Below are 13,609 nucleotides of genomic sequence, written 5' to 3'. Positions count from 1 at the left end.
AAACACACATGAGGCTCGCGCTGAAAAGTTCGTTTGAGGCCTAAAGTAGCTGTCTCACAGTTGCGCTCCAAGGGGGGCTCCCGGGAAGGCTCTTCCCTTGGCGGCGTGAAGCCGGACCCACCGTTCTGGCGCGGCGGTTGCTTGCCGCAAAAGGCGCTTCGCTAGGCCACGCTCAGCTTGAGCGCGTAGCATTGCCGTTGATGAAGCCAACAATTTTCGCCGTGGGTGACGAGCCATATTGTCTTTGGGAAGTCGACGTTGCTGAGCGCACGCGCGACTTCCTGGCAGGCTTAGACTCCGAATTTTTTGCATATGTTCTCCAGGCCCACATGGAGACGGAGGACGAAAAGCGTGCATCTGTTGCTATCCGCCTTGCCTTGCATCACGGAATCGAGACGCTGTTTTCTCTTCTAGGTGCATTTATCCAAGCCCCTGACTGCCCATATGCGTGGATAGCACGGTGCAAGACAGAAGAACTGCGAAAGGTCGTATCACGGATCAGCACTGGCGACGACTCACTGATAACTAGGTGGGAAAAGCCGCTTCTTAGTTGGACCGATGTGTCGGCGGCCGTTTTGAAGAACTGCCAACCGGGAACCGAAAAGCATAAACACAACGTCAATGGCTTTGGGATGGCGTGGGGGGCCCTTGCTGGTGAAATGCAAGACGAAGTGGTGAACCAGGAGTACAACGCCATAAAACATGGCTTTCGAACTCGCTCGGGTGGCTTCACGTTGGCAATTGGGATTGAGGAGACCAGGGGCGTTCCCGCGCCAGAGTCCGCGATGAACGTACTGGGAGGTTCGCAATATGGCTCCATGTTCTACAGGGTTGAGAAATTGAAGGTAAGTGGAGGCCGCCACCTTCGCTCTCAGAGAACCTCAGTTAATTGGTCACTGGAGCGCGACATTCTTCTTCTGCAACTGATCCAGTTTTCTATCAACAACGTGATATCAGCTCTCAAGCTGGCAAACGGTGTGCCTGCCAGCGAGTGTCGGTTTCAGATTTTTAGTGAAGATGAGGACTTTATGCGTGCATGGAGTTACAGCTCGGGCGTGACCAACATCAACTTTGACTTTGTCTTAGATGAGAGCAAGCTGCCAGAGGTCACGAAGACCGACATTCTGAAGCAGCTACGTGAACCTAAGTAATCTGTGCGTCGGTAATTACTACTCCGCACTTCGAGGTCTTATGTCTGTTTCGGGTCCAAAGCGGAAATTTCCGCAACCAATCAGTCACAAGAAGACCTAAGAGTATGCTCTGACGCGTGGCAGCTTCAACTTCTAGGCCTGAGCATGAAATTTTTGCCGACTTGGCTCTGCTTTGCACCAAGCCGGGGTTCGTACATGCGCTAGCCTACATCTGCTTTCGAGACAACATCATCCCGTACGTTGGCAAGGTAAAAGAAGCGGATATGCGCAGGATGTTCGATCCGTCACGCCTCATTCGCAGTGAAATCAATACGCTGATGGGGCTTATGGTCAAGGCAAAGATCGACTGGGAGTTGCCAAGTCCGAAGGATTTGCAGGAGTGCTCTGATCGCAGCTATCAATTGCTTGAGGAACTCCATCACAGTATGTCCAGCGAGTTTTTTAGAGATTTGACGGCCGAAACGGTAGCGGATGGCAAGTTCGACCCATTCAAGCGTGGCGAGGCGATGCGGGAGCCCATCTTTTATAGCGGCGAATCAGCTTACAACTTTCAGTATCGGGCGCTGGCGGCGCGCAAGTATGCAGCTGATGCAGCGTGGCTTCAGAAGCATCGCGGCTTCGACATGCAGACAGCAAGCGCCGTCGCTGCAGGGGTCGAACAGGTCCACGCCAACCGGTTTGTCCAAGTCCGCGAAACGATGCGCACGCTGCACCCAGACCAATGGACGATGCTTCCGTTCTTCTCGATAACGGTCGAGGAGGTCGCGGCGCACTCAGGATTGAATGCGACATTGGTTACGCGCATCCTTGATGCCTTCACTTTTCCGGAAATAGAGCGCAATGTGGGCTTTAGCGCACTCCATGATTTCAACGTCATCAGTGCAACGCCATTGTTGCGGATGCCCAGTGGGGAATACTTGTCATTGCAAGCCTACGCTTTAGCCGAAGCTCTTTACGAGGCTCCGTTCTACTGGATGGCGCCAGACAAGACATACGCTGGCACTCTGGCTAAGAACCGCGGTGACTTCACGGAATCGTTTGTGACTGAGCGACTTACTCTAGTTTTTGGTCCAGAAAGAGTATTCCGAGGCGTTGACATTTATGCCGAAAAAGGCGTCAAGGCGGGAGAAATTGACACGCTAGTGGTGTGGGGGAACCGAGCTATCGTTGTTCAGGCGAAGTCTAAGCGGTTGACCATTGAAGCTCGAAAGGGCAATGACTTGGTCATTCGAGACGACTTCAAGAAGAGCGTGCAGGACGCGTATGACCAAGCAGTTGGTTGTGCCCAGTGTCTCGGCGATTCCCGTTACGTCTTAAAGTCGGTGGATGGTCGGGCAGTCGAGTTGTCCTACGAGATTGAAGAAATCTATGTGGTTTGCGTCGTAAGCGATCATTACCCGGCATTGAGTTTTCAAGTCAGAAATTTTCTAAAAACCACAAAAGCGGCTCGTGTGCAGCCACCGATGGTGATGGACGTCTTCGCGCTCGACGCTATGACCGAGATGCTCCAGTCACCGCTGCATTTCCTCAGCTACTTGAATCGACGCGTCACCTATGGGGACAAGTTGCTGGCTTCCCAGGAACTGACAATCCTTGCCTATCACCTCAAACAGAATCTATGGCTGGAGTCAGAAACCGGTCTGATGCATCTGCATGATGACTTTTCTGCTGGCCTTGACATAGCCATGGCTGTTCGACGCGCTGGCATGGACGGGGAATCCACACCGCAAGGAATACTCACTCGCCATTACCATGCGACTACCTTGGGTGATGTCATCAAAGAGATTGAAGCGCGGCCGGAGCCTGCCACTATCGACCTCGGGTTTCTCCTCCTAGCTGCTAGCGAGGACACCATCAAGACGACAAGTCGTGCTATCGACAGGCTTGCAGCGCTTGCGCGCGGTGACGGCCAGCACCATGACATGACGATCGCATTCGGAAGGGGTGAAGCAGGTTTGACGGTTCATCTCAACGATGAACCCCATGCAATCGCCCTACGTCGATTGAACCTGTATTGCACACGGCGCAAATACAAAGAACGCGCGGCGCGATGGTTCGGACTATGCATGCGGCCCAAGGACTGCAGTGTCCGGTTCGGTGTTTCTGTGACGTTTCCTTGGAAGGAGGACGAGTCCATGGAGGAGGACACACGAGATATGCAGCAGCCTCAGCCAGTGAGAGATGCGTTGTCCGCCTTAATGAACGCGAAGGTGAGTCGTAAGAAAATTGGCCGCAATGATCCGTGCCCATGCGGTAGTGGGTTGAAATACAAAAAGTGCCATTTGCTGTGAAATACGATAACGGCAGGATGGTCTTTGCAGGCGGGCGGATGTCCGCTTCTGCTCCAAAGCCGCCGGTTTTTCGAGAACACTATTGGCGGAATAACCGTGAATATGCGTAGCCTGACGGGTGCTTTGAAAACCTTGATGCAAGGTCCTGGTGCGGCCAAAGGGAATCGAACCCCTATCTGCCCCTTAGGAGGGGGCCGTTCTATCCATTGAACTATGGCCGCACGTCTCTTGGAGAGAAGCGGTGATTGTATTCGGTGGATGATGGCCCATCCCGCCCCCCGGGAGACGACTCAGTCGAACGGCACCGTGAAGATCAAATCCACCGCGCTCTGCTGGCCGGCCTGGGCGCGCACGGTGAAGCGTTGCGACAGGTCGTAGAACACATAGAGCGTGCCCAGCGCGCCGGAGATGGTGCGTTCATAGGACGCATAAAAATTGCGTGAAAACCGTTTGCCCAGGGTGATGGCGCTTTCGGTGGTGCTGCCGTCGGCGTTGTTGGAGGCGCCGCGGTAGGACAGTTCGTCCAGGCCCAGCGAGGCGGCCAGGCCGCCTGACATGCCGCCGCTTTTGCTGCCGAGCAGGGCCAGGGCCGCCTGTTGCAGAAGCGCGGCTTCGGCGCCGCCGGTGGCGGAGGAACGGCCGACGATCAGCCAGGAGAGTTTTTCGGCGTCGGGCAGTTCGGGCTGGGCATAAAGGCGCACGCGGGGCAGCAGGGCGGTGCCGGTGATCTGCACGCCGACGCGCTGGGTGAGGTTGGGGCGTATGGCGAGGATGTCGAGCGAGGGGTTGTCGATGGCGCCGGTGAAACGCAGCACGCCTTGTTCGACGTCCAGGCGCTGGCCGTAGGCGCGGTACTGGCCGTCGGCGGTGCGGATGGTGCCGTTGAGCCGGGGCTCGCGCAGGGTCTCGCCGCTCAGGGCGAGGGTGCCTTGCACGCGGGTGTCCAGGCCCTTGCCCTGGATGCGGAAGTCGCGGCCCAGGTCGAGTTCGACGGCGAGCTTGAAGGGGCGGGCTTCGCGCTCGACGGTGTCGCCGCTGGCCTGGGCCGGGGCCTTCTGGCCGGCGGCGGCGCCGCGGGTGCTGCGCACCACGACGTCGTCGCCGAGCTGGGGCGTGCCTTCTTCGGGCAGCAGGATGCGGGCCTGGTCGACCAGCAGCTTGCCGGTGAGTTCGGTCTGCTGGCCCTTGAGGCTGGCCTGCACTTCGCCCGAGAGGGTGATGCGCCTGTCGGTGCGTATGCTGGCGCGCAGGCGCTCAAGTTTCGCGCTGAGCTGGACCAGGGGCTTGCCGTCGACCCAGCCGGCTTCGCCCTGGGCCGTGAGCACGCCGCCCGTGCCTTTGTCGCCGGCGCCCTGCAGCGTGAATTCGTCAATGCGCATGCGGGTGCCGTCGAGTTTGGCGCGCAGCTTGCCGTTGCCGAACTCGATGCCGTCGACGACGGAGCGCAGCGCCAGGTCGTTGGCCTGCAGGTCGCCGGCCAGCTGAGGCGCGGCGCGTGTGCCGCTGATGGCGACGTCGGCGCCGAGTGAGCCGCGCAGCCGCCAGCCGGGCGGCGCGAGCACCGACCACACGCCTATGCGCGGTAGCTGGGCGCGCAGCTGGCCGGCCAGGGGCGCGTCGCCGGGCCATACCCAGGCGCCGCCGGGCGCGCGGGCCAGGCGTGTGCGCAGCTGGCCGTCGGCGGTGCCGGCGCGTTCGCTGTCCCAGCGCAGGGCCAGGGTGACGGCTTCGCCTTCGCTGAGCAGCGAGAGGCGCGCTTCTTTCACGCCGGCCGCCACGCGCGCCGAGGTGCCTTGCGCGGTTTCGGCCTGCACGGTGATGTCGCCGCTGCTGCGCGCCAGGTTGGCCTTGAGGCGCAGGGTGTCGCCCAGCGTGGCGTCCCAGTCGCCGTCGACCAGTAGCGTGCCGCCCAGGCCGGCGCCGGCCATTTGCGGGCCTGCCAGCAGCTCTATCCAGGCCAGGGGCAGGCCGCTGAGCTTGCCGGCCGTGACGAGTTCGATGCCGGGCCGCCAGCGCACGGGCTGCCAGGCGAGTGTGGCTTGCGAGGGGGTTGTTGCACCCGAAGCGCCGGCCGCACCGGAAGCCGGCGCGATCAGCAGCGCCTCGCCGGCGCCGCTTTCAAACGCGCCGCTGTTGCGCGCGGGCGTCCATTTGAGGGGCACGGCATTGCGTGTCTTGAGCTGCCAGGCTCCGGTGCCGAGGGCGGGGTCCTGCACGCTGACGTTGAATTGCTGCAGCAGCCCTTGCCAGGCCGATTCGGCGAGCGGGGTGTTGCGTGCGGCGCCCACGCGCCCGCCTTCGGCCGTCAACTGCAGCGCGTAGCGGCGCGTGCCGGCTTCGGCGCGGCCTTGGGTCGTGAGTTTTGCCTGGCTCAGGCGGCCCGAGAGCGTGGCCTGGAAGGCGCGGATTTTGAGCAGGTTGGCGTCTGCCGTGGTGGGGGCGGTGCTGGCCGCAGCAGGTGTTGAAGCTGCCATGCGCCAGTCCAGCGAAGGCAGGTCCAGCCGCGCCTGCAATTCCGGGTCTTGCCAGCCGCCTTGCCAGCTGGCTTGCAATTCGGCGCTGCCGGCGGCTGAGGCGGATTTGAGCGCGGCGGGCATGCCGGGCAACTTTTGCAGCCAGCGCAGGGCTTGCGCCATGTCGCGGCCGCGCAGGCTCAGGTCACCCTTGCCGCTGGCGGGGCGCAGCTCGCCTTGCACCTGGGCATCGACGCCGGGTGCGGTGAGTGTGAGCTTGCCTTTGCCGCCGTGTGCGGCAGGCTGGGCTTCGAGTTGGCCGTTCAGTTCCGCGTCGTCGCTGCGCACGCGCAGGGCCGAGAGGACCAGCGTGCCGCCGGCCTGTTGGGGGTTCCAGCTGCCGGTAGCGCTGGCGTCGCGCAGGCGCAGCGGGCCCAGCGGATTGCTTTTGGCATTGGCGGCGTCGTTGCGCGCCGCCTGCACGTTGGCGTCAAACGCAATGGCCGCGCCCTGGCTGTGGACCTCGGCCTTGCCGTCCAGCGGCAGCGGCGCGAGCTGGCTGTGCAGCAGGGCGGGGTTGACGTGTTGCAGCGTGGCTTGCAGCTTCCAGGCGGGGATCGTCGGGCCACTGGCGGGCGTGGTGGTTTGGGCGCCGGTACCGGTATCGGTGTTGGCCCATTCACCGCTGGCCAGCAGCTCGCCGCCGCCCAGCTGGGCCTTGAGCGTGCGCACCAGGGCCGCGCCGCCGCGCCATTCGCCCTGGCCTTCGAGCCGGTCTATCGGCAGCCTGTGCTGGTCCCAGGGGCCGGGCTGGGCGTTGGCGAGTTGGAGTTGCAGCAGCCAGGCGGAGGCGGACGACACCGGGCTGGTATCTGCGGGCCGCACGCTGGCTTTGCCGGTCAGCTGGGTTTGCGGACCCTCGGGCCAGAAGGCGGCGACGTCGAGGTCGCGGAAAGTTGCATCGGCCTGCGGCAGCGGCTGCGGCGCCCAGGGCATGACGCGGGCGGTGGCGCTGGCCTGGGGCTGCGCCTTTTGCGCGGGCGTTGGGGCGCGCATCTGCAAATCGGCCTTGACCAGCAGTTCGGTCAGCGGGCCTTTTGCCGTGGCCGTGAAGGCCAGGGGGATGGGGGTTTTGCCGCCGGGCAGCGGCGCATCGAGCGCGCCCGCCAGGCTGGCATCGAGTTGCAGCGTGCCCCGCGAAGACAGGGATGCCTTGCCGCTGTAACGGCCGTGCGCCACCTGCGCGCTGAGCAGTTCAAGCTGGTGCGCCAGGCCGTTGAAGGAATAGTTGCCGGTGATGGCCGAGGCGGAGAACGCGGCCTTGCCCGTCCACTGCAGCTGGTCGACCGAGAAGCCTTCGAGCAGCACCGGCAACGGCAAGCCGAGCGCGGAGGGCGGCACCGAGGGTGTGGTGGAAGGCGGGCGCTGGTCGGTGACCTGCACGCTGGCGGCGGCGAGCCGGTTGACCTTGAGGATGCCGTGCAGCAGCGACCAGGGCTGCCAGGCGAGGGTGACGTCGCGCACGTCGACGCGCAGGCCGTTCTGTTCCCAGACGAGCTGTTCGACATGGCCGCCGGCGCGCAGCGAGCCGCTGACGCGTTCGGCGCTCAGCGGTTGCGAGCGGGCGATCCAGCGCAGCGCGGTGGCCAGCGAGCCGTCGGTGCCGGCCCACCACCAGGCGGCGCTGGTGATGGCGATGATGAGCGCGGCGATGCTGCCCAGCGTCCAGGCGGCGATGCGCCAGCCGCGCCGGGGCTTGCGGCTTGGGCGCGGCGGCTCAGGCGGCATTGCGGGGGGCGTGATGGGCGTGTCCATCAGAAAACAAAGCCCACGGTGACGTGAAGGCGCAGCGCCTTGGGTTTGACGCCGTAGGCCAGGTCCATCTGCAGCGGGCCTATGGGGCTTTTCCAGCGCACGCCGGTGCCTATGCCGACGGAGGCGCGCATGTCCTTGGGGTTGTCGGCCACGGAGCCGGCGTCGATGAAGAAGGTGTTTTCCCAGTCGCTGGGCCGGCCGTCTTTCATCATGGGGCGCTGGTATTCGACGCTGCCGACGGCCATGTAGCGGCCGGGGCCGGTGGCGCCGTTGGCCAGCGTGATGCCGATGTCGCGCCAGCCGTAGCCGCGCACCGTGGTGTCGCCGCCGGTGCGGAACAGCAGGGTGCCTGGGATGCGGGCCGAGTCCTTGGCGATGACGGCGCCGCCTTCGGCGCGCATCGCGATGCGGCCGCTCCCGAGCGGGAGTATGCCCAGCCAGCGGCCGACGACGCGGCCCAGCGGCAGGTGCTGCGCGCCCATGGTGCTGCCGGCGCCCAGCTCAAAGCCCAGGCCGTAGCCCTTGTTGGGGGCGATCAGGCTGTCGAAGTAGCGGCCCGTCCAGACGTAGTTGCCGGTGAGGGCCGAGCCGTCGCCGGTGTCGGCGGCGCTGGTGCCCGTCTGGCCGCTGCCGCTGACGCTGGCCCTGTCGTATTGCGCGTAGACGTTGCGGTCTATGCGTTCGCCGGACTGGATGCGGCCGAAGCGCAGGCGACTGGAGCGGGTGACGAGCGTGTCGTCATCGACGCGCTCGGCGCGCGCCAGCGCCAGCCAGCGCCAGTTGGACTCATCGGGAATGGACGTCCATTCGGTCTGGGCGAAAGGCGATTTGGTTTCAATCTGCAGCTTGGTGGCGGCGCGCCAGTTGGTGCCGGGCACGCGCAGGTGGGTGTGCTCGATGGAGGCGCGCGGGCCGGCGTCGGTGGTCACACCCACGCCGAGCACGATTTTTTGCAGCCTGGCCTCGCGCACCTGCACCTGCACGGGCGCGGCCTCGGGGTCGCTGTCGGGGTCGACAAACACATAGGCCGAATCGAAGTAGCCGCTGGAGGCCAGGCGCTGCTGCGCCTCGACGAGCTGGTTCTGGTCGTAGGGCGCGCCGGTGCTCAGGCGCGCCAGGCGCGGCACCAGCACCGGGTCGTAGCGCTCCACGCCGGTGACCTGCATGGGGCCCAGGCGGTAGAGCGGGCCGGAATCAAGGTTGACGCTGAGCGCCGCGCTGTGTTCGGGCGCGTCCACGTCGGCCAGGCTGCCGGCCAGCTTGCCGGCGGGGTAGCGGCGCGCCACCAGTTCGCGCAGGGCCTGGGTCTTGGCGCCGTCCCAGGCGTCCTGCGTGAAGCGCCGGCCGGCGGGCAGGCGCCAGTCGCGCTGGATGTCGGCGCGCTGGGCCTGCGCGGCCGGGTCCGGCGATGCGGCGATGTCGCCGGCGAAGTCGATGGCGACCGTGCCTATGGTCGTGGGCTGGCCGGGATCCACGGCCACCACGATGGTCGGCCGCTGGTTGACCCCGCCTTCGCGCGTGATGGTGATGTTGGGACTGAAGTAGCCCAGCGTGCCGACCAGGTTGCGCACGTTGCGCTCGGCCAGCACGATCAGGCGGGCGAGTTCGGCCTCGTCGAGGTCGGTCACGGCGCGGTAGCGCTGCAGCTCCAGGTGTTTGTCCAGCAGTTCCTTGATGGCCTCGGGCGCGCGCACGGCGATGTCGAAGGCCGTGACTTCGGGCTGGGCGCTGGTCGGGCCGGTGGCGCCTTGCGGCGTGCTTTCGGGCTCGACTTTTTCAGGGGGCGCCGGCGGGGCGGGGGCGGTCTGCACGACGCCGGAGGGCGGGGTGGCCGTGCTGTCCATGGCGGCCGTGCCGGATTGAGCGGATTGTGGGGTTTGTGCGGACGCAGCTGTCTGCGCGGCGGCCAAAGGCGCCAGGAAGATCGCACAGAGGGCGAAAGCAGGGATGAAGCCGGCGGCGTGTGGGATCAGTCCTGCCGGGGTGGCCGTCCGTGCGCAGTGAATACTGTGGGTGCTGGGGTGGGTCACCGGTCCAGTTTACTTGAGCGATTCCGCGCGCCGCGTAGGAGGCGGGCGCGTGGCGCTGCCCTTACCCTTGGCCCTTGCCTGGCCTTTACTTGGACAGCAGGCGCATGGCTTCTTCGAGGCCTTTGATGGTCAGCGGGTACATGCGCTGGTTCACCAGCTGCTGGATCACGGCGATGCTTTGCCGGTATTGCCAGACACCTTGCGGCTCGGGGTTGATCCAGGCGAACTTGGGGAAGGCGTTGGTCAGGCGCTGCATCCATTCGGCGCCGGCTTCCTCGTTGTTGTATTCCACGCTGCCGCCGGGCTGCAGGATTTCATACGGGCTCATGGTCGCGTCGCCGACGAAGATGAGCTTGTAGTCCTTGTTGTACTTGCGGATGATGTCCCAGGTCGGGAATTTTTCGCTGAAGCGGCGGCGGTTGTTCTTCCACATGAAATCGTAGACGCAGTTGTGGAAGTAGTAAAACTCCAGGTGCTTGAACTCGGCCTTCACGGCCGAGAACATTTCCTCGACGCGGTGGATGTGCTCGTCCATGGTGCCGCCCACGTCCATCAGCAGCAGCACCTTCACATTGTTGTGGCGCTCGGGCACCATCTTGATGTCCAGCCAGCCGGCGTTGGCGGCGGTGGAGCGTATGGTGTCGTCCAGGTCCAGTTCTTCGACATTGCCCTGGCGCGCGAACTTGCGCAGGCGGCGCAGCGCGACCTTGATGTTGCGCGTGCCCAGCTCCTGGGTGTCGTCGTAATCCTTGTAGGCGCGCTGGTCCCAGACTTTCACCGCGCTCTTGTTGCGGCTTTTTTCCTGGCCTATGCGTATGCCCTGGGGGTTGAAGCCGTTGGCGCCGAAGGGCGAGGTGCCGCCCGTGCCTATCCATTTGCTGCCGCCTTCGTGGCGTTCCTTCTGTTCCTCAAAACGCTTCTTGAGCGTTTCCATGAGCTCGTCCCAGCCCATTTTTTCGATCCTGGCCTTTTCCTCGGGGCTCAGTTCGAGTTCGAGGTTTTTTCGCAGCCATTCGAGCGGGATGTCCTTGGTGAAGTCGGCGATCATCTCCACGCCCTTGAAGTAGGCGGCGAAGGCGCGGTCGAACTTGTCGTAGTTTTTTTCGTCCTTCACCAGCACCGTGCGGCTCAGGTAATAGAAGTCGTCGATTTTCCAGGCGCCTTCGCCCGCTTCTTCACCGTCTTGGCCTTGTCCGCTGTTCGGGCCGACCACGCCGGCCTCCAGCGCCTCGAGCAGCATCAGGTATTCCTTGACGGAGACCGGCAGCTTGGCCGAACGCAGGGTGTAGAAGAAATCGATGAGCATGGAAAACTCCTTGGCGGCGGGCGCTTCAGGCTCGAGGTTTGTCCAGCAGGTACAGCAATTGCGCCTTGACTTCCGGCCATTCGCCGGCGGCCAGGCTGTACATCACGGTGTCGCGTATCGTGCCGTCGCGGCGCAGCGAGTGGCCGCGTAGCACGCCGTCCTTGCGTGCGCCCAGGCGTTCGATGGCGCGCTGCGAGGCGTGGTTGAAGTTGTCGGTGCGCCAGCCGACGATGTTGCAGCCCAGGGTCTCAAAGGCATGCGTGAGCATCAGCAGCTTGCAGGTGGTGTTGACGTGGGTGCGCTGGCAGCGCGCGGCGTACCAGGTGTAGCCGATCTCGACGCGCTTGAGGTTGGGCACGATGTCGTGAAAACTCGTGGTGCCCAGCACCTCGCCGCTGGCCGCGTTGGTCACCGCAAAGGCAAAGCGGTTGGCGGTGGCCAGGGCCGTCTCGATGTAGCCGCGCGTTTCATGCGGCTCGGGCACGGAGGTGATGCGCAGCTTCCAGAGTTCGCCGTCGGCTGCTGCTGCTTTCAGGCCGGCTTCGTGTTCGAGGCTGAGCGGCACCAGGCGCACGCCGCGCGCTTCCAGTGTCACGGGGTCGACAAAAGCCACCATGCTCAGTTCTTTCCTTCGGGTTTTTGCCGGTTCCTCCAGCGCCTGGCCAGCTGCAGGCCCAGGCCGCCGCCCAGCCCCACCAGCACGATGCCGGCGATGGCGCCGTTGCCGTAGCCGGCTTCAAAAATGTCGAAGCCGAGCAGGTGGGCGGCCCCGTAGCCCAGCAGCGCGCCGCCTACAAAGCCGACCGCGTCGGACAGGCCTTCGAGCAACATCGATTTCTGGTTCATGTGTGAATCCCGCGCTCAGCGATTGTTGCGCTGCATGAAAACCAGCTTCTCGAACAGCGTCACATCCTGCTCGTTCTTGAGCAGTGCGCCCACCAGCGGCGGCACGGCGACCTTGTCGTCCTTGCTTTGCAGGGCATCGAGCGGGATGTCTTCGGCGACCAGCAGCTTGAGCCAGTCCAGCAGTTCGCTGGTCGAGGGCTTCTTCTTGAGGCCGGGCAGGTTGCGCACCTCGTAGAAGGTTTTCATCGCGGCCGCCAGCAACTCTTTCTTGAGATCCGGGAAGTGCACGTCCACGATCTGCTTCATGGTGTCGGCGTCGGGGAACTTGATGTAGTGGAAGAAGCAGCGGCGCAAAAACGCGTCGGGCAGCTCTTTTTCGTTATTGGAGGTGATGAACACCAGCGGGCGGTGCCTGGCCTTGATGAGTTCGCGTGTCTCGTACACATAGAACTCCATGCGGTCGATCTCGCGCAGCAGGTCGTTGGGGAATTCGATGTCGGCCTTGTCGATCTCGTCGATCAGCAGCGCGACCGGCGTTTCGGAGGTGAAGGCCTGCCACAGCACGCCCTTGACGATGTAGTTGTGGATGTCCTTGACCTTCTCGCCTCCGTCCACGGTGGACAACTGCGAGTCGCGCAGGCGCGACACCGCGTCATATTCATACAGGCCCTGCTGCGCCTTGGTGGTCGATTTGATGTGCCATTGCAACAGCGGCAGGTTGAGCGCCTGGGCCACTTCCTCGGCCAGCATGGTCTTGCCGGTGCCCGGCTCGCCCTTGACCAGCAGCGGCTTTTTCAGGGCGGCGGCGGCATTGACGGCGAGCATCAGGTCCTGGGTGGCGACGTAGTTTTTTGAGCCTTGAAATTTCATGTTCTTGGGTCAGGGAAGTGAAGAAGGGGCGGGCTTTTGCGTGGATTGCCGGCAACAAGTGCCTGGCCGCGGCGGGCCCAGATATAATCCAAGGTTGTTTTATACGATGAATTCCCACCTGATTGTGCGCGCAAAATGAATAAGCTGTTCACCACGATATTCGCCGTAACTGTCTCTTGCGTGACGGTTGCAAGCCTTGCCCAGGAGATCAAGGGCGACGCCAAGGCCGGCGAAACCAAGAATGCCATGTGCATTGGCTGCCACGGCATCCAGGGCTACCAGGCCTCCTTCCCCGAGGTCTACAAGGTCCCGAAGATTTCGGGCCAGGGCGCCAAATACATCACCGCCGCGCTCAATGAATACAAAAAAGGCGAGCGCAAACATCCCACGATGCGCGCCATCGCCGACTCCCTGACCGACCAGGACATCGCCGACCTGGCAGCCCACTACAGCGCCGACGGCGTGGTGGCCGCCGCCGAGCCGGCCAAGGCCGAGCCCGCCAAGATCAAGGAGCCCAGCGCGGAAGTGCAGGCCCTGCTGAACAAGGCCAATTGCGCGTCCTGCCACGGCGCCAACTTCAGCAAGCCCATTGACCCGGCTTATCCCAAGCTGGGCGGCCAGCACGCCGACTACCTGTTTGTGGCGCTCAAGGCCTACAAGACCGACAACAACCCCAAGGTCGGCCGCAGCAACGCCATCATGGCCGGCATGGCCAGGCAGTACACCAATCCGGAACTCAAGATGCTGGCCAATTACCTGTCCTCGGTGGACGGCGACCTGAAGACCGTTCCGCAGAAGAAATTCCGCTAAGCCGGAAGCTCCCGCACACAAAAAAGCCGCTTTATCA

The 13,609-nt window shown here is 63.6% G+C and carries 9 protein-coding genes and 1 tRNA gene; 3 read left to right on the top strand and 7 right to left on the bottom strand.

Annotated features, from left to right (window positions below; genetic code table 11):
* Window positions 1-137 precede the first annotated feature (137 nt).
* Window positions 138-1,151, top strand: coding sequence for a hypothetical protein (locus ACLV74_RS06800; RefSeq protein WP_411878611.1), 1,014 nt, complete (start codon window positions 138-140; stop codon window positions 1,149-1,151).
* A gap of 116 nt (window positions 1,152-1,267) precedes the next feature.
* Window positions 1,268-3,442: an SEC-C metal-binding domain-containing protein gene (locus ACLV74_RS06795; protein WP_411878610.1), complete on the top strand. Its 2,175-nt coding sequence runs from the start codon at window positions 1,268-1,270 to the stop codon at window positions 3,440-3,442.
* A gap of 146 nt (window positions 3,443-3,588) precedes the next feature.
* Here the strand turns inward: ACLV74_RS06795 and ACLV74_RS06790 are convergent.
* From ACLV74_RS06790 to ACLV74_RS06760, 7 genes are all read right to left on the bottom strand, one after another.
* A tRNA-Arg gene (locus tag ACLV74_RS06790) sits at window positions 3,589-3,663 on the bottom strand.
* Between the two features lie 69 nt (window positions 3,664-3,732).
* Entirely contained in the window at window positions 3,733-7,710 is a 3,978-nt protein-coding gene (locus ACLV74_RS06785; RefSeq protein ID WP_411878609.1) for a translocation/assembly module TamB domain-containing protein, read from the bottom strand.
* Window positions 7,710-9,554, bottom strand: a complete 1,845-nt coding sequence (locus ACLV74_RS06780) for an autotransporter assembly complex protein TamA (RefSeq protein ID WP_411878608.1) — start codon at window positions 9,552-9,554, stop codon at window positions 7,710-7,712. Before ACLV74_RS06780 ends, ACLV74_RS06785 begins: the two co-directional genes overlap by 1 nt.
* Window positions 9,555-9,825: 271 nt before the next feature.
* Window positions 9,826-11,046 (bottom strand): vWA domain-containing protein, encoded by a 1,221-nt coding sequence (locus ACLV74_RS06775; protein ID WP_411878607.1) that lies wholly within the window; start codon window positions 11,044-11,046, stop codon window positions 9,826-9,828.
* Window positions 11,047-11,071: 25 nt separating this feature from the next.
* Complete coding sequence (locus ACLV74_RS06770; protein ID WP_411878685.1) at window positions 11,072-11,659, bottom strand: GNAT family N-acetyltransferase; 588 nt, start codon at window positions 11,657-11,659, stop codon at window positions 11,072-11,074.
* 5 nt (window positions 11,660-11,664) lie between these two features.
* Window positions 11,665-11,892 (bottom strand): hypothetical protein, encoded by a 228-nt coding sequence (locus tag ACLV74_RS06765; RefSeq protein WP_411878606.1) that lies wholly within the window; start codon window positions 11,890-11,892, stop codon window positions 11,665-11,667.
* A gap of 15 nt (window positions 11,893-11,907) precedes the next feature.
* Window positions 11,908-12,762 (bottom strand): AAA family ATPase, encoded by an 855-nt coding sequence (locus ACLV74_RS06760; RefSeq protein ID WP_411878605.1) that lies wholly within the window; start codon window positions 12,760-12,762, stop codon window positions 11,908-11,910.
* A 135-nt stretch (window positions 12,763-12,897) separates the two neighbouring features.
* Between ACLV74_RS06760 and ACLV74_RS06755 the strand changes: the two genes are divergently transcribed.
* A complete protein-coding gene (locus tag ACLV74_RS06755; RefSeq protein ID WP_411878604.1) occupies window positions 12,898-13,572 on the top strand; it encodes a c-type cytochrome in 675 nt (224 codons plus the stop codon).
* The last annotated feature ends 37 nt before the right edge of the window (window positions 13,573-13,609 follow it).

Origin of the sequence: Polaromonas sp. YR568 (assembly GCF_943369415.1) — a bacterium.
GTDB lineage: Bacteria > Pseudomonadota > Gammaproteobacteria > Burkholderiales > Burkholderiaceae_C > Polaromonas.
The sequence above is the reverse complement of the archived record's forward strand: the minus strand, read 5'-3'. Positions and strand labels throughout refer to the sequence as shown.

What these genes read in the sequence shown, in the direction of transcription:
- ACLV74_RS06785 (WP_411878609.1), bottom strand. Translation starts at nt 7,710, where the DNA reads ATGGACACGCCCATCACGCCCCCCGCAATGCCGCCTGAGCCGCCGCGC.
- ACLV74_RS06780 (WP_411878608.1), bottom strand. Translation starts at nt 9,554, where the DNA reads ATGGACAGCACGGCCACCCCGCCCTCCGGCGTCGTGCAGACCGCCCCC.
- ACLV74_RS06775 (WP_411878607.1), bottom strand. Translation starts at nt 11,046, where the DNA reads ATGCTCATCGATTTCTTCTACACCCTGCGTTCGGCCAAGCTGCCGGTC.
- ACLV74_RS06765 (WP_411878606.1), bottom strand. Translation starts at nt 11,892, where the DNA reads ATGAACCAGAAATCGATGTTGCTCGAAGGCCTGTCCGACGCGGTCGGC.
- ACLV74_RS06760 (WP_411878605.1), bottom strand. Translation starts at nt 12,762, where the DNA reads ATGAAATTTCAAGGCTCAAAAAACTACGTCGCCACCCAGGACCTGATG.
- ACLV74_RS06755 (WP_411878604.1), top strand. Translation starts at nt 12,898, where the DNA reads ATGAATAAGCTGTTCACCACGATATTCGCCGTAACTGTCTCTTGCGTG.